At 77.3% G+C, this 23,717-nt stretch carries 23 protein-coding genes; 4 read left to right on the forward strand and 19 right to left on the reverse strand.

Going from position 1 to position 23,717, the window contains the following annotated elements; genetic code table 11:
* Positions 1–213 precede the first annotated feature (213 nt).
* Entirely contained in the window at positions 214–1,647 is a 1,434-nt protein-coding gene (locus CHB98_RS06615; protein ID WP_089304843.1) for a class II fumarate hydratase, read from the reverse strand.
* A 139-nt stretch (positions 1,648–1,786) separates the two neighbouring features.
* On the opposite strand from CHB98_RS06615, the gene CHB98_RS06620 reads away from it, so the two are divergent.
* Positions 1,787–2,422: a DUF1707 SHOCT-like domain-containing protein gene (locus CHB98_RS06620; protein ID WP_089304844.1), complete on the forward strand. Its 636-nt coding sequence runs from the start codon at positions 1,787–1,789 to the stop codon at positions 2,420–2,422.
* On the opposite strand, the gene glpX is transcribed toward CHB98_RS06620, so the two are convergent.
* Entirely contained in the window at positions 2,415–3,473 is a 1,059-nt protein-coding gene (glpX, locus tag CHB98_RS06625; protein ID WP_218822277.1) for a class II fructose-bisphosphatase, read from the reverse strand. The two genes, CHB98_RS06620 and glpX, sit on opposite strands and share 8 nt — an antisense overlap.
* 111 nt (positions 3,474–3,584) lie before the next feature.
* Here glpX and CHB98_RS06630 point away from each other — a divergent pair, with 111 nt between their 5' ends.
* Complete coding sequence (locus tag CHB98_RS06630; protein WP_089304845.1) at positions 3,585–4,178, forward strand: DUF4245 domain-containing protein; 594 nt, start codon at positions 3,585–3,587, stop codon at positions 4,176–4,178.
* Positions 4,179–4,181: 3 nt separating this feature from the next.
* On the opposite strand, the gene CHB98_RS06635 is transcribed toward CHB98_RS06630, so the two are convergent.
* From CHB98_RS06635 to CHB98_RS06645, 3 genes are all read right to left on the reverse strand, one after another.
* Positions 4,182–4,400: an exodeoxyribonuclease VII small subunit gene (locus CHB98_RS06635; protein ID WP_089304846.1), complete on the reverse strand. Its 219-nt coding sequence runs from the start codon at positions 4,398–4,400 to the stop codon at positions 4,182–4,184.
* Positions 4,397–5,617, reverse strand: coding sequence for an exodeoxyribonuclease VII large subunit (gene xseA / locus CHB98_RS06640; protein ID WP_089304847.1), 1,221 nt, complete (start codon positions 5,615–5,617; stop codon positions 4,397–4,399). Before xseA ends, CHB98_RS06635 begins: the two co-directional genes overlap by 4 nt.
* A 106-nt stretch (positions 5,618–5,723) precedes the next feature.
* Complete coding sequence (locus tag CHB98_RS06645; protein ID WP_089304848.1) at positions 5,724–7,145, reverse strand: hypothetical protein; 1,422 nt, start codon at positions 7,143–7,145, stop codon at positions 5,724–5,726.
* A gap of 250 nt (positions 7,146–7,395) precedes the next feature.
* Between CHB98_RS06645 and CHB98_RS06650 the strand changes: the two genes are divergently transcribed.
* A complete protein-coding gene (locus tag CHB98_RS06650) occupies positions 7,396–8,367 on the forward strand; it encodes a 4-hydroxy-3-methylbut-2-enyl diphosphate reductase (RefSeq protein WP_089304849.1) in 972 nt (323 codons plus the stop codon).
* A 66-nt stretch (positions 8,368–8,433) separates the two neighbouring features.
* Here CHB98_RS06650 and CHB98_RS06655 read toward each other — a convergent pair whose 3' ends face one another.
* The 6 genes from CHB98_RS06655 to CHB98_RS06680 form a co-directional block, all read right to left on the reverse strand.
* Entirely contained in the window at positions 8,434–9,225 is a 792-nt protein-coding gene (locus tag CHB98_RS06655) for a DUF6542 domain-containing protein (RefSeq protein WP_089304850.1), read from the reverse strand.
* 216 nt (positions 9,226–9,441) lie between these two features.
* Positions 9,442–10,548: a DNA recombination protein RmuC gene (locus CHB98_RS06660; protein WP_245820970.1), complete on the reverse strand. Its 1,107-nt coding sequence runs from the start codon at positions 10,546–10,548 to the stop codon at positions 9,442–9,444.
* 122 nt (positions 10,549–10,670) lie between these two features.
* Positions 10,671–11,189, reverse strand: coding sequence for a methylated-DNA--[protein]-cysteine S-methyltransferase (locus tag CHB98_RS06665; RefSeq protein WP_218822278.1), 519 nt, complete (start codon positions 11,187–11,189; stop codon positions 10,671–10,673).
* The gene (locus CHB98_RS06670) at positions 11,186–12,700 is read right to left on the reverse strand and encodes an AlkA N-terminal domain-containing protein (RefSeq protein WP_089304852.1); all 1,515 of its coding nucleotides are present in this window, start codon (positions 12,698–12,700) and stop codon (positions 11,186–11,188) included. Before CHB98_RS06670 ends, CHB98_RS06665 begins: the two co-directional genes overlap by 4 nt.
* A 133-nt stretch (positions 12,701–12,833) precedes the next feature.
* Complete coding sequence (locus CHB98_RS06675; RefSeq protein WP_218822279.1) at positions 12,834–13,877, reverse strand: hypothetical protein; 1,044 nt, start codon at positions 13,875–13,877, stop codon at positions 12,834–12,836.
* 20 nt (positions 13,878–13,897) lie between these two features.
* Complete coding sequence (locus CHB98_RS06680; RefSeq protein ID WP_089304853.1) at positions 13,898–14,395, reverse strand: universal stress protein; 498 nt, start codon at positions 14,393–14,395, stop codon at positions 13,898–13,900.
* 107 nt (positions 14,396–14,502) lie between these two features.
* On the opposite strand from CHB98_RS06680, the gene CHB98_RS06685 reads away from it, so the two are divergent.
* Positions 14,503–15,108 (forward strand): TetR/AcrR family transcriptional regulator, encoded by a 606-nt coding sequence (locus CHB98_RS06685; RefSeq protein WP_143424965.1) that lies wholly within the window; start codon positions 14,503–14,505, stop codon positions 15,106–15,108.
* A 3-nt stretch (positions 15,109–15,111) separates the two neighbouring features.
* Here the strand turns inward: CHB98_RS06685 and CHB98_RS06690 are convergent, their stop codons facing one another.
* From CHB98_RS06690 to CHB98_RS06725, 8 genes are all read right to left on the reverse strand, one after another.
* The gene (locus CHB98_RS06690; protein WP_245820971.1) at positions 15,112–16,821 is read right to left on the reverse strand and encodes an amidase family protein; all 1,710 of its coding nucleotides are present in this window, start codon (positions 16,819–16,821) and stop codon (positions 15,112–15,114) included.
* Positions 16,822–16,970: 149 nt separating this feature from the next.
* Complete coding sequence (locus tag CHB98_RS06695) at positions 16,971–18,053, reverse strand: metallophosphoesterase (protein ID WP_143424967.1); 1,083 nt, start codon at positions 18,051–18,053, stop codon at positions 16,971–16,973.
* Positions 18,054–18,206: 153 nt separating this feature from the next.
* Positions 18,207–18,506, reverse strand: coding sequence for a hypothetical protein (locus CHB98_RS06700; protein WP_089304857.1), 300 nt, complete (start codon positions 18,504–18,506; stop codon positions 18,207–18,209).
* Positions 18,507–18,572: 66 nt separating this feature from the next.
* Entirely contained in the window at positions 18,573–19,469 is an 897-nt protein-coding gene (locus CHB98_RS06705; protein ID WP_089304858.1) for an NAD-dependent epimerase/dehydratase family protein, read from the reverse strand.
* Positions 19,466–20,179 (reverse strand): PIG-L deacetylase family protein, encoded by a 714-nt coding sequence (locus CHB98_RS06710; protein ID WP_089305249.1) that lies wholly within the window; start codon positions 20,177–20,179, stop codon positions 19,466–19,468. The genes CHB98_RS06705 and CHB98_RS06710 overlap by 4 nt, the downstream gene beginning before the upstream one ends.
* The gene (locus tag CHB98_RS06715; protein ID WP_089304859.1) at positions 20,179–21,387 is read right to left on the reverse strand and encodes a glycosyltransferase family 4 protein; all 1,209 of its coding nucleotides are present in this window, start codon (positions 21,385–21,387) and stop codon (positions 20,179–20,181) included. Before CHB98_RS06715 ends, CHB98_RS06710 begins: the two co-directional genes overlap by 1 nt.
* A complete protein-coding gene (locus tag CHB98_RS06720; RefSeq protein ID WP_179224271.1) occupies positions 21,384–22,211 on the reverse strand; it encodes a sugar phosphate isomerase/epimerase family protein in 828 nt (275 codons plus the stop codon). Before CHB98_RS06720 ends, CHB98_RS06715 begins: the two co-directional genes overlap by 4 nt.
* Entirely contained in the window at positions 22,208–23,680 is a 1,473-nt protein-coding gene (locus CHB98_RS06725) for a YcaO-like family protein (protein ID WP_089304860.1), read from the reverse strand. The genes CHB98_RS06720 and CHB98_RS06725 overlap by 4 nt, the downstream gene beginning before the upstream one ends.
* Positions 23,681–23,717: the final 37 nt, after the last annotated feature.

The following is a 23,717-nucleotide window of genomic DNA, read 5'->3' on the forward strand; positions in this document are numbered from 1 at the left end:
GCCGGTGTCCAGACCACTGGCCCCCTCGGTGGCCGGCACCACGCGCAGGGGCAACTCACCCCCGGGGTGGCGCAGGGACACGTCGGGGTCGCCGGTCGCCGATGCACGCGCAGTCTCAGTCATCGGTAGGGACGCTACTGCTGTCGCGGGTGCCCGACCACGCGCGCTGACCCGGCGGGGCGGACCGGGTGCCCGGCCCGCCCCCCACCCGGTTCAGGGGTGGGTCATCGAGAGGACGTCGAGGGCCTCGTCGAGCTGCTGCTCGGTGAGCTTCCCCTGCTCGACGTAGCCGCGCTCCACCACCACCTGGCGGATCGTCTTCTGCTCGGCCAGCGACTGCTTGGCCACCTTGGCCGCCTCCTCGTACCCGATGTACTTGTTCAGCGGCGTCACGACCGACGGCGAGGACTCCGCGTAGGTCCGGCACCGGTCGACGTCGGCGACGATCCCGTCGACGCAGCGGTCGGCCAGGATCCGGCTGACGTTGGCCAGCAGCCGGACCGACTCGAGCACGTTGCGGGCCATCAGCGGCAGCGTCACGTTGAGCTCGAAGTTCCCGGTGGTGCCGGCGAAGGTGACCGCGGCGTCGTTGCCGATCACCTGGGCGGCGACCTGGATGGTCGCCTCCGGGATCACCGGGTTCACCTTGCCCGGCATGATCGAGCTGCCCGGCTGCAGGTCGGGCAGCTGGATCTCGGCCAGGCCGGTGCGCGGGCCCGAGCCCATCCAGCGCAGGTCGTTGGCGATCTTCACCAGGCCGACGGCGATCGTCCTGAGCTGGCCGGAGGCCTCCACGAGCCCGTCGCGCGAGCTCTGCGCCTCGAAGTGGTCGCGGGCCTCCGACAGCGGCAGGTCCAGCTCGGCGGCCAGCCGCTCGATGATCGCGGCGGCGAACCCGGGCGGCGTGTTGATGCCCGTGCCGACCGCGGTGCCGCCCAGCGGCAGCTCCCCGATCCGCGGCAGCGAGGCCTGCAGCCGCTCCACGCCGTAGCGCACCGCCGCGGCGTACCCGCCGAACTCCTGCCCCAGGGTGACCGGGGTGGCGTCCATGAGGTGGGTGCGCCCGCTCTTGACGACCTCGGCGAACTCCCCGGCCTTGCGCGACAGCGAGGCCTCCAGGTGCTGCAGCGCCGGGATCAGCGTGCGGACGATCGCCCGGGTCGCGGCGATGTGGATGGCCGACGGGAAGACGTCGTTGGACGACTGCGAGGCGTTGACGTGGTCGTTCGGGTGCACCGGCGAGCCCAGCGCCTCGGTGGCGAGGGTCGCGATCACCTCGTTGGTGTTCATGTTGCTCGACGTCCCCGAGCCGGTCTGGAAGACGTCGATGGGGAAGTGGTCGTCCCACTCGCCGCGGGCCACGGCCGCGGCGGCGGTGCCGATGGCGTCGGCGGTCTCCTGCGGCAGGACGCCGAGGGAGGCGTTCACCGCGGCGGCCGCGCCCTTGACGGCGGCCAGGGCGGCGATCAGCTCCCGCTCGATGGGCGTGCCGGAGATGGGGAAGTTCTCGACGGCGCGCTGCGTCTGCGCCCGCCACTTCGCCCAGGCGGGGACCCGGACCTCGCCCATGGAGTCGTGCTCGATGCGGAAGTCCGTGCCGTCCTGCGGGGCGGCCTGGTCCGCGAGGGGCGTGTTGTCAGGGGGCATCGCTGCGGCTCCCGGTGTGGTGGTCGGTGACAGTGCTCCGGACCAGGACCCTAGAGGCCCGCTTGACCCCGGCCAGCCGCCGCCCGGGGAGGCTCCGCGGACCACGCACGGCGGCCACCGGCTCGGCTACGGTCGCCGCGTGGAGCCCGACGCCGCCCCCGACCGGCCCGTCGTCCGCGCCTCGGACGCCGACCGCGAGGCCACCGTGAGCCGGCTGCAGCAGGCGGTCGCCCAGGGGCGGATCGACCTCACCGAGTTCGGCGAGCGGGTGGAGGCCGCCTACGTCGCGGGCACCCTCGACGACCTGGCCGCGCTCGTCGCCGACCTGCCGCCGGACGCCCCGGCGCCGCTGGAGATCGTCGGGTCGCGCGTCCCCGAGGAGGTGAGCAGCACGTTCGGGGACGTCGAGCTCGCCGGCCCGAACGCCCCGCACCGGGTGTCGACGGTGTTCGGCGACGTGCGGCTGGACCTGCGGGGCCTGCGCACCGACGCCGACCGCGTCGAGGTCACCCTGAGCGCGGTGTTCGGCGACATCGACGTGGTGGTCGCGGAGGGCGTGGACGCCGAGCTGCGCGGCCGGACCGTCTTCGGGGACCGCAAGACCGACCTCGCCGCAGTCCCGCGGCTGGCCGGCACGCCGCGGATCGTCGTCCACGCGCGCACCGTCTTCGGCGACCTGCGGCTGCGCAGCCTGGCGCCGGGGGAGTCGGCCAGCCGCTGGCGCGCGATGGTCGACCGCCTCGCGCAGCGGCACCTGCCCCCGCCGGTCAGCTGACCGCGTCGGGCCGGTCCAGGGGCGCGGCGGCGTAGGCGCGCAGCTTCTCCAGCGAGTGCAGGCTCTCGATCGAGCGGATGGTGCCCGAGCGCGAGCGCATGACCAGCGACTGGGTGGTGCACCCGCCGGCCCGGTACTGCACGCCGCGCAGCAGCTCGCCGTCGGTGATGCCGGTGGCCACGAAGAAGACGTCGCCGCGGACCAGGTCGTCGATGTGCAGCACCCGGTCGAGGTCGTGGCCGGCGTCGATGGCCTTCTGCCGCTCCTCGTCGTCCTTGGGCCACAGCCGGCCCTGCAGTGCACCGCCCATGCACTTGAGCGCGCAGGCGGTGATGATCCCCTCGGGCGTGCCGCCGATGCCCATGAGCATGTCGACGCCGGTGCCCTCGCGGGCCGCGGCGATCGCGCCGGCCACGTCGCCGTCGGTGATGAACTTGATCCGCGCGCCGGCCTCCCGCACCTCCTGCACCAGCTGTTCGTGGCGGGGCCGGTCGAGGATGCAGACGGTCACGTCGCCGGTCGAGCTGCGCTTGGCCCGGGCCACCCGGCGGATGTTCTCCCCGACCGGCGCGGTGATGTCGACGACGTCGGCGGCGGCCGGGCCGACGGCGATCTTCTCCATGTAGAAGACCGCCGAGGGGTCGTACATGGCCCCGCGGTCGGCCACGGCCATGACCGCGATGGCGTTGGGCATGCCCTTGGCCATCAGGGTGGTGCCGTCGACCGGGTCGACGGCGACGTCGCACTCGGGGCCCTGGCCGTCGCCGACCTGCTCGCCGTTGTAGAGCATCGGCGCCTGGTCCTTCTCGCCCTCGCCGATGACGACGACGCCGCGCATGCTCACCGTCCCGATGAGGGCGCGCATCGCGTCCACGGCGGCCCCGTCGCCGCCGTTCTTGTCCCCGCGGCCGACCCAGCGCCCGGCGGCCATGGCCCCGGCCTCGGTGACGCGGACCAGCTCGAGGGCCAGGTTGCGGTCCGGCCGGGGCCGGTCGGGCCGCAGACCGCTCCCGCCGTGGGTAGCGGAGCCTTCGGGCACGGGCAGGGACACGCGGACCTCCTGGAGGAGGACCCCGTCCCCCCACCCCGCACGAGCTGGGGCGGGGCCCGGGACGGGGCCGTGGGCGGCGGGGTGGGCGGTCAGTGCTGTCATCCTAGGGGGGTGAGCTCCGCCGGCCCGACCAGTCAGCCGCCCCCGCAGGCGCCCTCCCCGGCGGTCGAGCGGGCCAACCGGATGAGCGCGTCGAACATGCTGCGCTCGCTGGTCCCCCTGGTGGTGATCTGCCTGGCCCTGGTGGGCTGGATGACCTTCCAGCAGTCCGGGGTGGACACCGTCCGCGAGGTCGACCCGGCCAGCACCGTGCAGCTGGCCGCCGCCCGCGCGGACTACCCGGTGCCCGTCCCGGCCGACCTGCCGGAGGGCTACCGCCCGACCAGCGCGCGCACCGACGCCGGCGGCGTGCAGTCCGGTGACCCGGTCACCCTGGAGATCGGCTACCTCACCCCGTCGGCGGAGTACGCGGGCTTCGTCGTCAGCGACGACGCGCGGGCCGACGCTGTCGACGACGTCCTGGGCGGCGCGCAGCAGAGCGGCACCCTCGACCTCGGCGGCCAGTCCTGGACCCGGGGGACGACGGACCGCGGCGAGACGGTGCTGTCCCGCGCGGCCGACGGCGTCACGGTGCTGGTCACCGGCTCTGCGACCGAGGAGGAGCTGGCGACCCTCGCGGCGGCGGTGCGGCCCTACGCGGGCTGATCGCTACTCCGGCTGGTCACCCGGCGTCGCGGCGGCGAGCCGCTCACGGGCCCGGTCCAGCCAGTGCCGGCACAGCTCGGCCAGCTGCTCACCCCGCTCCCACAGGCCCAGGGACTCCTCGAGCGTGAGCCCGCCGGCCTCCAGCCGACGGACGACGTCGGCCAGCTCCTCGCGGGCCTGCTCGTAGGTGGTCGCCGGCTGGTCCTCCGGGGTCTGGCTCATGGCCGTGCATCCTCCCTGGCGACCCGCACCGGCAGCCGCCCGCCCGCCACCCGGACCGCCAGCCGCTCGCCGTCGGCCACCTCGCCGGGGTCGCGCACCAGGGACCCGTCGGCCCGCTGGACGACGGCGTAGCCGCGCTGCAGCGTCGCGGCGGGGGAGAGCGCGGCGACCCGGGCGCGGGCGTGCTCGAGGTCGCGCTCGGCGCCCTCCAGCCGGTGCACGAGGGTGCGCCGGGCGCGGCTGCGCAGCTGCTCGACGTCGTCGGCCCGGCCGTGCAGCAGCCGCTGCGGGTCGGTCAGGACCGGGCGGCTGCGCACCCCCTCCAGCCACCGCTCCTGCTGCTCCAGCCGGGCGGCGAGCAGGTGCCGGGCGCGGGCGCGCAGCCCGTCGACCAGCCGGCGCTGCTCGCCGATCTCGGGCACCACGCGGTGCGCGGCGTCGGTGGGGGTGGCGGCCCGGACGTCGGCGGCGTGGTCGACCAGCGTCGTGTCGGTCTCGTGCCCGACGGCGGTGACCACCGGGGTGCGGCAGGCGGCGATCGCGCGGACCAGTCCCTCGTCGGAGAAGGGCAGCAGGTCCTCGACCGAGCCTCCGCCGCGGGCGACCACGATGACCTCGACCTGCGGGTCGCGGTCCAGCCGCTGCAGGCCCTCGATCACTGAGGCGGCCGCGCTGGGGCCCTGCACCAGGCTGTGGTGGACGGCGAAGCGGACGGCCGGCCAGCGGCGGCGGGCGGTGACCAGGACGTCGCGCTCGGCGGCGCTGTCCCGCCCGGTGACCACGCCGACGACGGCCGGGGCGAAGGGCAGCGGGCGCTTGCGGGCGGCGTCGAAGAGGCCCTCGGCGGCCAGCAGCCGGCGGATCCGCTCGATGCGGGCCAGCAGCTCGCCGAGGCCGACCGCGCGGATCTCGGTGGCCCGCAGCGAGAACGACCCGCGGGCGACGTAGTAGTCCGGCCGGGCCCGCACGACCACCCGGGCGCCCTCGGCGAGCTCCAGCCCGGGGCGGTCGGCGACGTCCCGGGCGCAGGTGACCGGCACCGACAGGTCGGCGGCCGGGTCGCGCAGGGTGAGGAACACCGTCGCCGCCCCGCGGCGGGACAGCTGGGCGACCTGACCCTCCACCCAGACCTCGCCCAGCCGGCCGATCCACTCGGCGACCTTGCGAGCCACCGTGCGCACCGGCCAGGGGGCGTCCGGGGTGGAGGGCGCGGTCACGTCCCGAGCGTGTCAGACGGCACCGACGGCGCCCGCGGGGAGGCGGGCGGCCCCGTCCCGGGTCCCGCCCCGAGCGTGCGAGGGGTGGGGAGGACGGGGTCCTCTCTCAGGCGCCGCGCGGGGCCAGCGGGCTGGACTCGGCCGCCTGGCGCTCCAGCTTCTCCAGCCGGTTGCGCAGCATCCGCAGGTACGGGTCGCGGGCGCGGGTGGCCTCCTCGTAGGCGACCAGGTCCTGCACGGTGGCGAGCTGGTAGCCGCGCAGCCGGCCACGCAGCTGGGCGATCGTGAAGGCGTCGTAGCCCGCGACCGGCGCGGCACCGGCCGCCTGCCCGCCGGTGGCGGCGTCGTCCCCGGCGCCGGCCTGGTCGTCCACCTGGGCGCCGGCCGCGGTGACCAGCTCCTCGCCGCTGCCGGTGGCGTCGCGGTCGTCGGCGGCGCTCGGCGTGGTGTCGGTGGACGGGCGGGTGTCGGCGTCGCTGACGCCACTGCCGGCCGCCTCGTCGACCCCGGTGTCCTGCCGGTCGTCCTGGGCGGGCCCGCCCGGGGCCTCCTCCGCGGCGCCCTCCGGAGCGGCGACGCCCTCGTCGGTCACCGTGCCCTCGACGGTGGCCACCCGCCCGTCGGGGGTGAGCACGTCGACGTCGGTGGCCACGTCCGGGGTCACGTCGGCGGCGCTCTCCGCGTCACCGACGAGCAGGTCGGTGTCCGGGGTCCCGGCGTCCGGCGCGTCGGCGCCGACGTCCGGGCCGCCGGCCTCCTCGCCCACCGGCGAGCCGCCGGGGTCGCTGGGCGCGGGCGCGTCCGCCGGGTCCCCGGAGAGGAGGTCGGTGTCCACGCCGCCGGGGTCCATGGGCGCCGGGGGCGGCGTCCCCAGGTCCTCGGCCGCCGTGGCCTCGGCCCCTCCGGCGTCCGTGTCCCGCAGGGCGGGCGGCGGGGTCGTCGGGCTCTCGGCGATCTCGTCGGTGTCCACGGCGCCGGCCCCGGCCGCGGCGCCGTCGGCCTCCAGCAGCGCGGTCTCCAGCGCGTCCTCGGTGGACAGGCCGGGCTCGGCGCTGCCCAGGTCGAGCCCGGCGGCGGCCACCTCGTCGGTGATGTCCGCGAGGGCCTCCACGACCTCCTCGGGCGACGGCTCGGCCGGCAGGCCGGACACCTCGTCGTCGACCAGCGCGGCGGCGTCCAGGGCCACCTCCTCGTCGTCGACCGGCACGGAGGCCCGGTCGAAGGGAGTGTCGCGGTCGAACCCGGGGGCGCGGTCGAAGGCGGAGCCGCGCCCGGCCGGCGCGGGCAGGTCCTCGTCGAAGGTCGCCATCCCCGGCTCGGCCTCGCCGCGGAGCCCGGTGAGCACCTCGTCGCCCCGGGCGACCAGGCCCGAGTAGTGCTGCTGCAGCCGCATCGTGGCCTGCATCGCCAGCCCGATCACGCGGACCGGCAGACCGGTGAGGGTCCGCGGCAGGGCGACGACGTCGTCGATGACGGTGGCGGTCAGGCCCACGACGGCGCGGACGGCCTGGGGGATCTCACGGGACATGGCCCCACCCTGCCCCGAATCGACGCGCCCGACACGCGTGCGGCGGCGCACACCCCGCCGATGGTGGTACACGTCTCGCCCGCCGTCCGGCCGCCGGGTGAACCTGCTCACAACGGGGGCCGGCCTCCCCGCAGGATCCCGCCGCGAGCCTGCGAGGGGCGAGGGGCGGGGGGCAGTCGGCCCTCTGCAGGGTCCCGGTGTGAGCTTGCGAACGCCGGGGGGCAGAGGGTCCTTCTCCTACCATGGGGCCATGGCTGATCAGCGCGGACGCGTCCTGCTGGCCGATCCCCGGGGCTACTGCGCCGGCGTGGACCGGGCGGTGGTCGCCGTCGAGCGCGCCCTGGAGATCCACGGCGCACCGGTGTACGTCCGCAAGCAGATCGTCCACAACAAGCACGTGGTGGCGACGCTCGAGCGGCGCGGGGCGGTCTTCGTCGACGAGACCGACGAGGTTCCCGAGGGTTCGGTCGTCGTCTTCAGCGCGCACGGCGTCTCCCCGGTCGTGCACGAGGAGGCGGCCGCCCGGCAGCTGCGCACGATCGACGCGACCTGCCCGCTGGTGACCAAGGTGCACCAGGAGGCCCGGCGGTTCGCCCGTGACGACTACGACATCCTGCTCATCGGCCACCGCGGCCACGAGGAGGTCGAGGGCACCGCCGGCGAGGCCCCGGAGCGCATCCAGCTCGTCGACGGTGCCGACGACGTGGCCACCGTCCGGGTGCGCGACCCGGAGAAGGTGGTGTGGCTGTCGCAGACCACGCTGTCGGTCGACGAGACGCTGGCGACGGTCGACCAGCTGCGCCACCGCTTCCCGGGGCTGCAGTCGCCCCCGAGCGACGACATCTGCTACGCCACGCAGAACCGGCAGCAGGCCGTCAAGCAGATGGCCGCCGAGTGCGACCTCGTCGTCGTCGTGGGCTCGACGAACTCCTCGAACTCCGTCCGGCTGGTCGAGGTGGCGCTGGAGTCCGGCGCCCGCGCCGCCCACCTGGTCGACTTCGCCGCCGAGATCGACCCGGCCTGGCTCGACGGCGTCGGCACCGTCGGGGTCACCAGCGGCGCGTCGGTGCCCGAGGTGCTGGTCAGCGAGGTGCTCGACTGGCTCGCCGAGCGCGGCTACCCCGACGTGGAGACGGTCAAGGCCGCCGAGGAGCGCCTGGTGTTCGCGCTGCCCCGCGAGCTGCGCACGGACCGGCCCCGGCCGGCCGCCGACCCCGCCTAGCAGCACCCCCCGTACGACGACGGCCCCCTCCCGGACTCGGGAGGGGGCCGTCGTCGTACGGGGCCTTCAGCGACGGGCGGCCCAGCGGATGAGCGCGACCACCGCGGCGGCGACGGTGGCGATCACCATCGCGGGGAACCCGCGGATGAGCAGGGTGGCCACCGTCGGGAGGTTCACCGACGCCGACGGGGCCAGCACGGTGTTCAGCACGGCCACGGCCACGTAGACCAGCGGCGGGGCGACCAGCGTGGTGAGCAGGTCTTGTCGGCGCACCGCGGCCGCGGCGGCGGCGCTGGTCACGGTGAGCAGCACCAGCGTGCCCGGGCCGAGGCCGGTGCTGACCCAGGACTCGAGGGCGGCGCCGGCCAGCGTGACCAGGAAGACGGCCAGGACGGCGACCGAGCCGCGCAGCCGGCTGCCGCTGTCCGCCGCACCGCGACCGGCCGGCCGCGGTGCCCCGGACCGCGGGTGGGCCGACCGGGGGGTGCGGGCGTCGGGCTCGTCGCGGTCGCGTGCGTCCCGCGGGCGGTCGTCGCGGGGCCGCCCGCGCTCGGCCGCGGGCGGGACGGGGCGGCTGCGCCCGGCGTCCGGGGCCGGTCGCGCCGCCCGCTCGACGGGCCGGCGCGGGGGCGCGGCGGCCGGGCGGCCGTCGCGCGCGAGGTCCCGGTCACGGGCGGCGCGTCCGGTGTCCCGGGGGAGCGGCGGCAGGCCGGCCGGCCGCATCCGCGGGGGCGGCGGGGGCACCGGCGGGCGGCCGATCCGCGCGACCTGGTCGGCCGCCCCGGAGCGGGCGCCGGTGCGCCGGTCGGCCCGCGCCCCGGGCTCGCGCCAGGTGTCGGCGCTGTTCACCGTGGCCATGGCGGCCCCCGTCCCCTCGTGGTGGACCCCGGTGCGCGGCGGTCCCTGTCGCGGCAACGGTAGCGACGGCCGGGCCGGCGGCGGGGCAGGACGACGCCGACGCGGGGTGTGCAGAAGTGCCAAAAGCGCAGCCCGGGCCGCACACCGGGCGGGGACGGCGGGGTGCGTGTGACGGGGCGGTACGGGAGCGGCGACCGGGACGACGCCCGCCGTCGGTCAGCCGCTGGTGCCGTCGCGCTCCACCGGCGGGGGCCCGGGCGCGCCCGCCGGCGCGGGCAGCTGGGTGGGCCGGGGCAGCTCGGCCGGCCGCAGCGTGCGCACCGTCGCCTCGACCGGCTCGGGCGTGGGCACCGGGGCCTCGGCGACCCCCAGGTCGTCGAACCGGCGGGCGGCGACCAGCACCGAGCTCTCGTAGGAGCCGACCGTCTCGTTGTAGCGGGTCAGCGTCGAGGACAGCGCCGACCCCAGCCGGGTGAGGTGCCCGGACAGCGTCGTCAGCCGGGCGTGCAGCCGGCGGCCCACCTCGAGCACCTGGTCGGCGTCACGCGCCAGCCGTTCCTGCCGCCACGAGTGGGCGACGGTGCGCAGCAGCGCCAGCAGCGTGCTGGGGGTGGCCAGCACCACGTCGCGGGCGAACCCGTACTCCAGCAGGCCGGGCTCGGCCTCCAGCGCGGTGGTGAGGAACCCGTCGGAGGGCACGAACAGCACGGTGAACGGCGCCGCGGGGCGGAACGCCGTCGGGTACCGGCGGGCGGAGAGGGCGTCGACGTGGGTGCGCAGCTGGCGGGCGTGCGCGGCCACCCGCTCGGCGCGCACGCCGACGTCCTCGGCCTGCACCGCCTCGATGTAGCCGGTGAACGGCACCTTGGCGTCGACGACCACCTGGCGGCCGTCGGACAGCGTCACCACGAGGTCCGGGCGCACCCCGGCACCCGCGTCGTTGGTGCCGGAGGGCTGCTCGACGAAGTCGCAGTGCTCGAGCAGGCCGGCCACCTCCACCACCCGGCGCAGCTGCACCTCGCCCCAGCGGCCGCGCACGTGCGGGGTGCGCAGCGCGGTGACCAGCGCGGCGGTCTCCTGCCGCAGCAGCGCCGAGGTCTGCCCCACGGTGCCCATCTGCTCCCGCAGCTCCCCGTGGGCGGTGGCGCGGTCCCGCTCGATGCCGGCCAGCAGCCGGTGCAGGTGGTCCAGCGACTCGTGCACCGGCTCCAGGCCGTCGTCGGCCGGCCGGGTGCGGGTGACCAGGGCGACGACGCCCAGGGTGACCGCGGTGGCCAGCAGCGCGCCGACGAGCAGACCGGTGAGCAGGGAGGCGGCGTCCACGAGCGAGGAGCCTGCCGGATGGGACCGACACTCCCCGGGAGGCACCGCGGTGGCGGAGGCACAGGAAGCAACACCCCCGTCTCCGGGCGGTGCCACGTGGGTGTTGCCTCCTCTGCCTGGGCTCAGGCGGGGACGGGGGCGTGCGCCGCCTCGTGGTCGAGCAGCCAGCGCTTGACCGGCGTCCCCCAGCGGAAGCCGCCGAGCCCGCCGTCGGAGCCGAGCACCCGGTGGCAGGGGACGAACAGGGCCGCGGCGTTGCGCGCGCAGGCGTTGGCCGCCGCCCGGACCGCGGCGGGGCGCCCGCAGCGGGCGGCGAAGGCGGCGTAGCTGTCCGGCGTGCCGGCCGGGACGGTGCGCAGCACCTGCCAGGCGTCCTCGAGGAAGGGGCCGGAGCGCTGCCGCACCGGGACGCCGTCGATGGCGGCCACGTCCCCGGCGACGAACGCGGCGACCGCGTCGAGCACGGGCAGGTGCCCGGCCGGCTGCACCGACGGCGGGCGCAGCGAGCGGTGGACGACGGGCAGCAGCTCGCCGACGTCGGCGGTCCAGCCGCTGGCGAGCACGGCGCCGTCGCGGTCGACGACCACGGTGAACGGCCCGGGCGGGGTGTCGAGGGTCGCGGTGCGGGCGGACGGGATCACGAGGCGCTCCGATCGGGGGTGGGGGCGAGCGGTCGGGTGGTCGGGGCGGGTGGGCGGGAGAAGAGGAGAGGCGCGGCCACGGCCCACAGGTGCATGACGGCGTAGGACCGCCACGGCCGCCAGCGGGTCGCGGCCTCGGCGTCGGAGCTGCCGAGGGCGGCCAGCGAGCGGCGCAGCGCCAGGTCGCCGGGCAGCCACACGTCGGGGTCGCCCAGCCCGCGCATGGCGACCACCGCGGCCGTCCACGGGCCGATGCCGCGGACGGCCTGCAGCGCCCGGCCGGCCTCGGCGCGGTCGGCGCCGGGGTCCAGCGTCACCGCGCCGGAGTCCAGCGCCTCGGCCAGCGCGTGCACGGTGCGCCGGCGCGCGCCGGTGAGGCCCACGGCGGCCAGGTCGGCGTCGGCCAGGGCGGCCGGCCGGGGGAAGGCGTGGGTCAGCGTGCCGACCGGCTCGGGCATCGGCGTGCCGGCGGCGCGCAGCAGGCGGGCGGTGAGCGTGCGGGCGCCGGCCACGGACACCTGCTGGCCCAGGACCGCGCGGACGGCGAGCTCGTCGGCGTCCGGCGCGGCGGGCACCCGGCGGCCGGGCGCGGCGGCGACCAGCGCGCCGAGCGCGGGGTCGGCCCCGAGGACGCCGTCGACCGCGGCCGGGTCGGCGTCGAGGTCCAGCATCCGGCGGCAGCGGGCCACCGCCGTCCCGAGGTCACGCAGGGCGGTGAGCTGCAGCCGCGCGGTCACCGCCGGGCCACCGTCCGCGGCGGGGGACAGCTGCACCACGCCGGGGCCGTGCGGCAGGTCGAGCACGCGGGCGAACGTCGTGCCGTCCCACTCCTCCAGGCCGGGGACGGCGTGCCCGCCGAGGAACAGCAGCACCTCGGCGGCCTCGTACGGGGCCCGGGCGGCCAGCCGCAGGGTGAGCCGGCCGGGCGTGCCCAGGGGAGCGGCGGCGCGGGTGCGGCGCAGCCCGGTCGGGGTGGTCGCGAAGACCTCGCGGACGGTGTCGTTGAACTGCCGGATGCTGGCGAAGCCCGCGGCGAAGGCGACGTCGGACACCGGCAGGTCGGTGGTCTCCAGCAGCAGCCGGGCGGTCTGCGCGCGCTGGGCGCGGGCCAGCGCCAGCGGGCCGACCCCGAGCTCGCCGACCAGCAGCCGGTGCAGCTGGCGCTCGGAGTAGCCCAGCCGCGCGGCCAGCCCCGGGACGCCGGAGCGCTCGACCTCGCCGTCGCCGATCAGCCGCATGGCGCGGGCGACGACGTCGGCGCGCACGTCCCACTCCGGCGAGCCGGGGACGGCGTCCGGCCGGCAGCGGCGGCAGGCCCGGTAGCCCGCACCCTGCGCGGCCGCGGCGGTGGAGTAGAAGCTCACGTTGCCCGGCAGCGGCGTGCGGGCCGGGCAGGACGGGCGGCAGTAGATGCCGGTGGTGGCGACCGCGGTGACGAACCAGCCGTCGAAGCGCGCGTCGCGGCTGGCCACCGCCCGGTAGCAGCGCTCGGGGTCCAGCGACGAGGTCACGCACCGAGCATGACAGCGCCGGGGGGCCCCGACTGGCGGTTTCCGGACACGGCCGCCCGGTCCGGCCCGGTCAGCCGCCGCCCGGAGCAGCTCCGCCCGGCGCCGGCGGCTCCACGAGCAGGTCCAGCCGGGCTCATCCGTGCTCGACGGCGCGGTCCGGCCCGACTGCCGCCGTGGGGTGACCCGCCCGGCGCCGCCACGCGGTGGCGACCGCGAGCAGGAGCAACCCGCCGGCGGCCCACAGCGCCAGGACGGTCAGCGGCCGCCCGGCGCCGGTGCCGTCGAACCCGGACACCGCCCGCAGGGCGGCCACGACCGCGCCCGGCGGCAGTGCCTGGCCCAGCTCGCTCCAGCCGGCGGGCAGCAGCTCCGGGGCGCTCGCCGCCGCCGACAGCGGGTTGCCCAGGACGACGACCGTCAGCTCGGCGAGGACCAGCCCGACCCGGCCGGCGACGGCGGCGACCCCGAGCACGCCGAGCGAGGTGGCGGCCAGGCCGAGCGACACCACGGCCGCCTCGGCCGGCCAGTCCCCGCCCAGGGCCCCGAGCCACCCGTGCAGGACGGCGACGGCGGTCGGCCCGCCGAGCAGGGCGAGGACGACTGCACCCGCGGCGCGGCGGGCCGGCCCGCGGACGCGGACGGCCAGCACCGCCCCGGACACGGCGCCGATGATCGACAGCGGGAGCGCGCCGGCGGCCAGGCCGGCACCGCGCGGGTCGTCGGCCGGCGGTGCCGCGACGTCCTCGACCGGCACGCTGCTGCCGGAGGCCCCCTGCGCGACCTGGACCAGCAGCTGCGCGACGGCGGGCCCGCCCTGGGTGGCGACGACGACGCCCGGCCCGTCCGGGCCGAGCACGAGGGCACCGGCGGCCTCGCGGTCGCGGACGAGTTGCCGCGCCTGCCCGGCGTCGGCCGCCGGCGTGACGGCGAAGGCGCCGGGCTGGGCCTGCGCGAGCGCGGCGCGGACCTGCTCGACGGCCGGGGGCGGTCCGACCACGGCGACGGGGAGGTCACGGGGCCGGCTCTGGGTGGCCGGCCAGGCGAAGGCGGCCAGCAGCACGGCCAGGGCCGCGGTGAGCCCGGCGGCCAGGCCGAGGACGGTGCGCCACGGGGTGCGGCCGGGAGGGGGGGCGGGGTGGCCGGGGCCGGCCGGCCGCTCGGGGGCGAGGGTGCTCACGGTGTCCTCCTCGGGGGGCGTCAGGCGGCGCGGCCGCGGACGACCACGACCGGGCACGAGGCGGAGTGCAGGACGGCGGAGGCGACCGAGCCGAGCAGCAGCTCGCGCAGCTCGCCGCGGCCGCGCGAGCCGACGACGAGCAGGTCGGCGCCGGTGGAGGCGGTGCTGAGGACGGTCTCGGGGCGGCCGTGCACGGCGTGCCAGCGCACGTCGAGCCCCTCGCGGCCGTCGACCAGGGGCCGGCGGGTGCGTTCGAGCTCCTCGCGCACCGCGGCCTCGAAGTCGGTGAACGGCGGGACGTAGCCCGGCGCCCACGTCCGCGGGGTGGGCGCGGTGGTGATGGACCAGGCGCGGACGACGTGCAGCGGGGCGCCGCGGCGCGCGGCGTCGTCGGCCGCCCAGCGCACCACGGCGCGGGAGGCCGGCGACCCGTCGTCCCCGACGACGACGCCACCGGCGGGGACGAGGTGCTCGAGCACCGTGGCGGCGGACGGGAGGACCGGCGTGGAGGTGGTCATGACAGCTCCTGTAAATCGGACGACCGTTCAGCAACCACGACGATCCTCCTCCCCCCCTCCCTGGTCAAGACGGACGACCGTTCTCTATTGTGGGACAGGTGCCCCGCGTGACCGCCGACCACCTGGAGTCCCGGCGCCGGGAGATCGTCCTGGCGGCGCTCCGCTGCTTCGCCCGCGAGGGCTTCCACGCCACGTCCGTCCGGGACGTGGTGCGCGAGTCGGGCCTGTCCGCCGGCGCGGTCTACAGCTACTTCCCGAGCAAGGCCGAGCTCGTCGCCGGCGCGGTGGCGCCCATCCTGGAGGCGCTGACCGGCGTGCTCGACGCCGTCGTCCTCGACGGCGTCCGGTCCGTGGGGGAGGACCGGACGCCGACCGAGGCCGTCGCGGAGGTGCTCCGGCGGATCTACCCGATCGCGGTCGGCGGCGAGGTCGACTACACGCGGGTCGCCGTGACCGCCTGGGCCGAGGGCCTGCGCGACCCCGCCGTGCGCGCCATCGCCGAGCGGACCTACGGCACCGTGCGCGGCCGGCTGACCGACCGGGTCACCCGGTGGCGGGACGCCGGGCACCTCCCGGCCGACGTCGACGCCGGGGCGCTGGGGCAGGTGCTGCTGTCCACGCTCCTCGGGTTCGTGCTGCAGCACGCGCTGCTCGGCGACGTCGACCTGGACCGCTACGCGACCGCCGTGGCCCTGCTGCTGCCGCGCGGCTGAGCGTCACTCCCCGACGGTGGGCAGGTAGCCCGGCGCCCGGCGGGCGTCGACCTCCGTCTCGAAGGCGTACGCCAGGTCCAGGACGTCGGCGTCGTCCCAGCGGGTGCCGATGAAGTTGACCCCCACCGGCAGCGCCTCCTGCGGCCCGGCGAACCCGGCCGGCACCGTGACGTTCGGGTACCCGGACACCGCGGCCGGCGTGGAGGAGGCGTAGACGAACGCGTCCGCCTCCCCGTCGAGGTACTCGTAGCGGGTGACCCAGCCGGGGGTGTTGGTCAGCGCCATCACCGCGTCCAGGTCGTCCTCGTGCCCGGGGCCCTGCGCGAGGGCCTCGTCGATGGCGGCCCGCGCCAGCCGGCGGATCTCCTCGCGGGTCGCCCGGACGGCCGGGTCCTCCTCCGGCACGGTGGCCGCCTGCGCCTGCTCGAACAGCTCCTGGCCGAAGTAGGCGAGCTCCACCGGGTCCTGCTCGTTGAACGCGATCAGGCCGGCGAGGTCCTCGGGGTGGTCACCGGGCGTGGCGGCCAGGTAGGCGTTGAGGTCCCGCTTGAACTCCGCCAGCAGCGCCGGGAGCTCACCCGCGCCGATCTCCTCCTGGTACGCCAGCTGCAGCGGCACCGGGGTGGCCCCGGCGGCCTCGACGGCCTTGACGGCGTTGGCGAACACCGCCTCGGTGCCGTCGTCGACGGCCTCGGCCTGCTCGGGGGTCAGCGTCCACACGCCGATCCGGGCGCCGTCGAGCGCGTGCGCGTCCAGGTCGGCGAAGTCGGCATCCAGGTCGCCGGGGATCTCGGCCGTGGCGGCGTCCGCCTCGTCCTCGCCGGCCACGACCTCCAGCAGCAGCGCGGCGTCGACCGCGTGCCGGGCCATCGGGCCGGCGGTGTCCTGCTCGGCGGAGATCGGCACGATGCCGTCCCGGCTGACCAGGCCGACGGTGGGCTTGTGCCCGACGATGCCGGTGCTGCCGGCGGGGCAGACGACGGACCCGTCGGTCTCGGTGCCGATGGACACCTGCGCCAGCGAGGCGGCCACGCCGGCAGCCGAGCCGGTGGACGAGCCGCAGGCGTTGCGGTCGAGCACGTAGGGGTTGGCGGTCTGCCCGCCCACCCCGCTCCACCCGCTGGTGGAGGCGGCCCCGCGGAAGTTGGCCCACTCCGAGAGGTTGGCCTTGCCGATCACGATGGCGCCGGCCTCCCGCAGCGTGCGGGTGATGGTGGCGTCGTCGGGCCGGCTGCCCAGCATGGCCCGCGAGCCGGCGGTGGTGGGCAGGTCGGCGGTGTCGACGTTGTCCTTGAGCAGCACCGGGATGCCCTCCAGGGCGCTGCGCGCGCCGTGCCCACCGCGCACCCGGTCGCTGGCGGCGGCCTCGTCCAGCGCGTGCGGGTTCACCGCGAGCACCGCGCCCAGCTCCCCGTCGACGGCGGCGATGCGGTCCAGGTAGGCGCGCACCAGCTCGACGGCGCTCAGCTCCCCGCCGTCCATCCGCTCCTGCAGCTCCGGGATGGTGAGCGCGTCGAGGTCCAGCCCGCGCAGCGGCAGGGTGCCCGAGCCGGCGGCGTCCACCGAGGGTGCGGTGGCCGGCGCGCCGGTGTCGGCCGAGGCGGCGACGGCCGGGACGACCATCGCCCCGGCCAGGACGGCGGTCAGGGCCACCCGGCCGGTCAGCGGGCGGATCGGGTTGCGGCGGGCGGGGGGCATGGCACTCGACGGCATGGCGCTCCTCGACAGGGCGGACGTGACCCACGGATGCTGGACCGCCGCGCGTGACCGTGGCGTGACGGAGCGGTGCGTCCGCCCGACACCCCGCCCGCCCGCAGCGTCCCGTCACCGGGCCGGGACGCTGCGTGCAGACCGGTAGCCGGTCAGCCGGTCGCCTCGGGCGGTGCCTCGTTGCCCGGGACGAACCGGCGCTCGAAGGTGAACACGTCGGGGTCGGCCGGGTCGATCGTGGCCTCGATCCAGTGCAGGTTCGGGGTGCCGAAGGTCTCCACGCGGGTGAAGTCGGGGACGCCGGAGGTCTCGCCGGCCTCCAGCGCGAGCGGCCCGTCGATGCGCTGGAAGTGGCTGTCGCCGTGCACCAGCACCACCGGCCTGCCGAAGGCGGTGACCTCCTCGCGCAGCGCGGCCAGCAGCCCGGCGTAGGCGTCGTCCCACAGCGGCGGCCGCTCGGCGGCGACGTCGGCCTCCCAGAACGTCTGCGCGTACGGGTCGGGGTTGGCGTGCCAGACCAGCATGACGCCCGGGGCGCCGGTGCGCTCCGCCTCGTCGAAGGTCTCGGCCAGCCAGGCCAGCGCGGCCTCCTGCCGGGCCGGGGTCTCCTCCGCCAGCTCCGGCGCCAGGCCGACCTGCTCGTAGCCCTCGAGACTGCCGACCACGTGCAGCGTCGCGACCGGCACGCCGGCGACCGTGGTGCGCCGGTTCTCCGGGTACTCCTCGCTCTGCACGTCCAGCGGGATCCGCTCGCCGCCGAGGGAGCGGTCGTCCGGGAAGAAGGTCTCCCGGACGGCGTCCAGGGCCACCAGCGGGTCGGTGTAGCCGAGGTTCTCCGCGCCGAAGCCCTCCACGTAGGCCGGGCAGTCGGTCCACTCGTTGTCGCCCGGGGTGTAGAGGACCGGGGTGTCCAGCGCGTTCAGCCGGTCGACGTGGTACTGCAGCACCTCGCGGCTGCACCGGAACTGCGGCACCGGGGCGTAGGTGGTGTCCCCGTCGTGGACGACGAGGTCGAGGTGGGCAGCGTCGATGTCGGCCAGCATCCGCTCGGCGTCGTCGACCTGGTCGGCGTCGTACAGGTAGTCGCCGATCAGCCCGAGCGTGACCGGGCCGCTGCCACCGCCGTCCGGCCGGTCGGACGGCCCGGCGGCCACCGCCGGTGCGGTCGCTGCGGTGAGGGCACCGGCGGCCAGCAGGCACACCGCTCGTGCTCGGGCGCTACGGGGGACGGTCACGGCGGGGCCTCCGGGGGACGCGGGACGGCGGGCAGCCGCACCCGACACCCGCCGCGTGAACCCGCGGGGGACGCCGCGGTCCCCGTCGGGGAACTCGCGGGGACGGGGACGCGGCGGCCCGGCCGGTCGTCACCGCGCGTGCGCGGCGCCGGGCTAGGCGGGACGGCCGTCGTCGCGGACGACCCGCAGGTGCGGGCCGGTGCAGATGTCGGCACGGGGGTCCGCCAGCAGGGGCAGCCCGGCCAGCCGGCGGACCCGGTTCTCCGGGACGTCGAGCGCGCGGGCCAGCGCGGCCGCCAGGCGCTCGCTGACCATGCCGGAGTGCCGGCCGTCGGCGATGCGGGTGATGGTCTCCGGTGCGATCGCCCACTGGGCCCTCCGCGATGCCGCCTGAGCGGTCGAGGACAGCTCCAGCAGGCGCCGTCGCACCAGCTGCTGCAGGTCGTCAGCCACCCGGCGAGGCTAGAGCGGACCCGGCCGCCAGGGGGCGGCGTCGCGCTGCCGCGTGCGGGACGGCGCTCAGAGCGGCTGCTGCGCCCGCCAGGCGACCCAGGCGCTGTGCACCACCGCTCGCAGGTCGCGGCGGGCGCGGAAACCCAGCTCCCGGGCGGTCCGGTCGGCCGCGGCCACCCGCCCCGGCGTCGCGGTGCCCGGCCCGGCATCCCCGGGGGCGGTGCCGGCGCCGGTGACCTCGCCGACCAGCCGCAGCACCTCCCCGTCGCCGGCCGGCTCGCCGCGGCCCACGTCGAAGGTGCCCCCGAGGGAGCCGGCGGCCAGCGCGCGCACGGCGGCCAGGTGCGCGTCCGCGACGTCGGCGACGTGCACCAGGTCCAGCCCGGCAGCGGGCGGCACCGGCTGCCGGCCCTCGTCGACGGCCCGGAAGACCGCCGCGAGCGGGCCGGCCGGGTCCCGGTCGCCGAGCTCCGGCGCGCCGGCGCCGGCTGCGTCCCGGCAGCGCAGGACGACGGCGGCCGATCCCCACGCGGCGCCGTCCTGCACCGCCCACTCCGCGGCCAGCGCCGCCCGGCCGTAGGACGACACCGGAGCGCCGTCGGCGTCCGGCCGGGCGGCCGCGGTCGAGGACAGCACGAGGCGCGCGACGCCCTTGGCGCGGCAGCTCTCCAGCAGCGCGACGGTGCCCTCGACGTTCTCCGTCCACCACGGCAGCGGGTCGGCGGCCGGCTCCCCGGCCCGCCCGGCCAGGTGGACGACGCCGCGGACGGCGTGCTCGCGCAGCACCCGGCGTACCAGCCCGCGGTCGCGGACCGACCCGACGACCAACGGCACCGAGACCAGCCGCCCGGGGTCGCCGGTGGACAGGTCGTCGAGGACGACGACCCGCTCGCCGGCCGCGGCCATCGCCCGCACGACGTGCGCCCCGACGTACCCGGCGCCGCCGGTGACCAGCCAGGTCACCGGACCGCCCCCGGCACCGCCGCCCGCGCCCGGTCCCCGGCCAGCAGCACCTCGGGCAGCCCGGCCAGCGCCGCGCGCATCGCCTCCGGGCCGCCGAACTGGAAGCCGAGCTGGGTGGCGTAGCAGGCGCACGCGTCGGCACGCCGGTCGAGGTCCTGCGGGAGGCGGACCTCGGCCAGCCCGCCGGGCAGCCCGGGGCCGGGCACGGCGCCCGGTTCGCGCAGCACGTAGGGGCTGTCCCGCCACCACAGCACCGGCCGGTCCAGCGCGGCCACCGCCCGCAGCACCTGCAGGTGGTCGACGTGCCCGCCGAGGGCCTGCGGGGCCAGCCACAGGTCGGCGTCCTGCCCGGCCAGCTCGGCGGCCAGCTCTCGCCAGACGTCGTCCGCCGGGTGCACGCCGGCGAACAGGTCGGCGGCGCTGGTGTAGCCGCGGTGCGGCGCCTCGGGCAGCCCCAGGTGCACCGGGGTGGCGCCCAGCACGGCCATCGCGGCGGTGTCCTCTGCCCGGCGCAGCGCCATGTAGTCGACGTCGGCGGCCAGTCCCTTGTCCAGCTGGCAGGCCAGGGCGAACCCTGCCGGGTCCGGCACGCTCGCGGTGAAGCAGGTGAGCACGGTGACCTCGTGTCCGGCACCGGCCAGCGCGGCCAGCGTGCCGCCGGCGGAGAACGCGGCGTCGTCCAGGTGCGGGCTGACCGCCAGCACCCGCATCACAGCAGGTGCGCGGCGGCGCGGAAGCGGCAGGAGAGGTCGACCCCGGCCGGCATCGACCAGCCGGCGGCCGGGGTGGTGCCCGCCACCTCGCCGTGGACGGCGTCGATGGCGGCGGCGAGCACCGGCCAGGAGTACAGCCGGCGCACCTCCTCCAGCGCGGTGCTCGCCAGCCGGGTGCGCAGGTCGCCGTCGGCCAGCAGCCGGCCCAGCGCCGCGCGCAGCCCGGCCACGTCGCCCGGTGCGTGCAGCAGACCGTTCTGCTCGTGCCGCAGGCAGTCGACGACGCCGACGCTGTCGGTGCTCACCGTCGGCAGCCCGCTGGCCATCGCCTCCAGCAGGGTGTTGCTGAACCCCTCGCTGTAGGTGGGGCTGACGAACACGTCGGCCGAGCGGTAGACCTCCGGGGCCTCCTCGGGCGGGACGTAGCCGAGGAACGTCGTCCGCGCGTCGGCTCGGGCCCGGGCCTCGTCGAGGTCCGGGCCGATGCCGGAGACGACCAGCCGGACGCCGTCGGGCAGCGCCTCGAGCAGGTCCAGCACGCCCTTGCGCCGGTCGACCCGGCCGTGGAACAGCAGCACCGGCGGCTCGCGCAGCGCGCCCAGCGGCCGCTCGCCCGGGGTGAACCGCCGGGTGTCGGTCGCGCCGGGGACGATCGTGAACCGCGCCGGGTCGCAGCCGAGGTTGCCGACCACCTCGTCGCGGAAGCTGGCGCTGCCGATGAGCACCGCCGACGAGGAGTCCACGACGGTGCGCATCGCGTGCGCGTGGGTGGCGCAGCAGGTGCCCACCCAGTGCCCGTCGCCGCCCTGGATGCTCACCACCGCCGGCAGCCCGGTCTCCCGCGCGGCGGCCAGCACCGCCAGCCCTGGCGGGTAGCCGTACTGGGCGTGCAGCACGTCGAAGGGGCGCTCGGCGTGCAGGTCCAGCACCGTCCGGACGATCTCCGCGATGTCGCCCTCCCAGTCGGCGGGGACGACCGTCTCCCCGCGGCTGGGCAGCGCGTGCACCTCCACGCCGCCGGGCACCCGGTCGGGCGGGGGCGGGCCGCCGCCGTAGACGCGGGTGCCGGCCTCGTCGTCCCGGTACTGGCTGACCAGCACCACCTCGTGGCCGAGGGCCACCAGCTCGCGCAGCAGGTTCTCCGCGTAGACGCTCATCCCGCTCACCGCCGGCCAGTAGCGCCGGCTGACGAAGCAGATCCTCACGCCGCCTCCGCCGCGCGCAGGGTGGCCATCGCCCGCGGCACCATCTCGTGCGCCCGGTGCCCGTCGCGGGACAGCTCCAGGGTGACCAGCCGCTCGTGGCCCACGTCGCGCAGCGCGCGCAGCACCGCGGGCAGGTCGACGTCGCCCTCGTCGAGGGGCAGGTGGTCGTGCACGCCGCGGCGCATGCCCTCGACGGCGACCGTGCCCAGGTGCGGGGCGAACGCGCGCACCGCCTCGTGCGGCTCGTACCGCCCGGCGACCACGCAGTGCCCGGTGTCGAGGGCCAGGGAGATCCCGGGCGCCTCGGCGGCCAGCCGGGCCCAGCCGTCGCAGTCCTCGACCAGCATCCCGGGCTCGGGCTCGACGGCGAGCGAGCAGGCGCGCCCGCCGTGCGAGTCGACCAGGGCGCGCACGCCGTCGACCACCCAGCCCCAGGCCTCGGCGCGGTCGACCCCGGGCTTCGGCACGCCGGCCCAGAAGCTCACCGCCTCCGCGCCGAGCACGTCCGCCAGGTCGCAGGCCAGCCGCAGGTAGGCCAGCCGCCGCGCCCGGCCCTCGGCCGACGCGGTGACCAGCGTCGGCTCGTGCTTGGCCCGCGGGTCGAGCAGGTACCGGGCGCCGGTCTCCACGACCACGCCCAGGCCCAGCTCGTCGCAGCGCGCCCGCGCCTTCTCGGCCTGGGCGAAGGCGTCGGGGGCGAACGGGTCGAGGTGGACGACGTCCAGGGTCAGGGCCACGCCCGCGTAGCCGCAGTCGGCGAGGAACGGCAGCGCGTCCATGAGCCGGTGCGAGGTCAGCCCGTTGGTGTTGTACGCGTACCTCACCGGGCCAGCACCTCCGCGACCGTGTGCCGGCCGGGCTCCCGGTAGAGGGCGTAGAGGGCGCCCACCCGGCGGTCGGCGCCGGCCCGGTCGAACCAGGCCGGACCGCCCAGGCGTTCCTCGGCCCCGGGCGTCAGGTGCACGCGCGCCCAGCCGCCGGGGTCGGCGCCCACGACCGCGAGACCCTCGTCGTGCTCGATCAGCCGGCGCACCCCGCGCTCGCCGATCCGCCCGTAGGACATCGTCTCCACCTCCAGCCCCGGCACCAGCACCTTGGCCGCCACCGCGTCGCCCACCGACGGCTGCAGCTCGACCAGCACGTCGTGCCCGGCGGCCTGCACCGCGCCGAGCACGGTGGCCGGCAGGTCGCCGCCGTCTCCCGAGCCGGACCAGGCCGGCAGGTCGGTCAGCGCGACGGTCGACCGGCGGGACAGCACGGTGTCCTGGAGCAGGTCGACCAGCGCGGCGGTGCCCATCCGGGTCCAGGCGAGCATCGCCTCCAGCGCGCGGTCCTCCTCGACCAGCCGCTCGGGCGGGTGCCCGCCGCGCCAGTGGTCCAGGTAGCCCGGCGGCGTGGCCGGCAGGACGACGTCGAACGGGCCGTGCATGAACGCCTTGCGGCTGCGCGCCGAGGCGAACTCGTGCAGCGCCTTGCGGACGGCGGTGTCCCGGTCGGGGTGCGCGGCCTCCCCGCACGCGGTGGCCATGACCGGCACCGGCTCGGAGAGGTCCCGCGAGCAGCCGACGGCGTACAGGTCGACGACGCCGAACTCCGTCGCCGCGAGCTTCACCACGACGTCGATGCCCGCGGCGTCGAGCCGGTCCAGCAGCGATAGCGCGTCGGGGTCGCGCAGCCCGGCCAGGTCGACGACGACGCCGCGGTCCATCGCGCGGAAGGAGGTGGCGTTGCCGTCGCGCTGCAGCACCTCCAGCAGCGCGTGCGCCACGGCCCGGTCGGCGTCGAAGGCCGCGCCCTGACCGTTGGTGACGACCGTGGTCAGCCAGCCGCCGGGCGGTGGGTCCCCGGGCAGGTCGTCGGGGGCCGACGCGACCAGCTCCGCGGGCACCAGCACCGTCTCGCCGTCGCGCTGCCGGGTCATCGGCAGCCACTGCAGCGGCCGGTCGTCGTCGTGGGCGCTGCCGGCCTCCAGGCACAGGGTGCGCGGGTCGGCCACCCGGTCGCGGCCGTGCCGGCGGGTCATCTCCGCGTACGAGCCCTGCTCGCGCTGCACCCCCTGGTGGGCGCGCAGCGACAGCGCCATCTCCGCCATCTCGCCGAGCGCCCCGGTGCGCGCCTCCTCGCGGGTGGCGCCGTAGCCGAGGCCGCTGCCGCCGGGGTGCGCCGGCGACGGCGTCAGGACGGCGCTGTGCAGCGGCACGTCGAGGACGTCGAGGCCCTCGATGGCGAACTCGTCGACCGGCGCAGGGAAGGAGTCGAGGTACCGCTGCGAGGCGGTGAGGGTGCCCGTCACAGTGTTGTCCTCCGTCCGCTCCCGGCCGGCGGAGCCG

The organism is Geodermatophilus pulveris, assembly GCF_900188375.1.
GTDB lineage: Bacteria > Actinomycetota > Actinomycetes > Mycobacteriales > Geodermatophilaceae > Geodermatophilus > Geodermatophilus pulveris.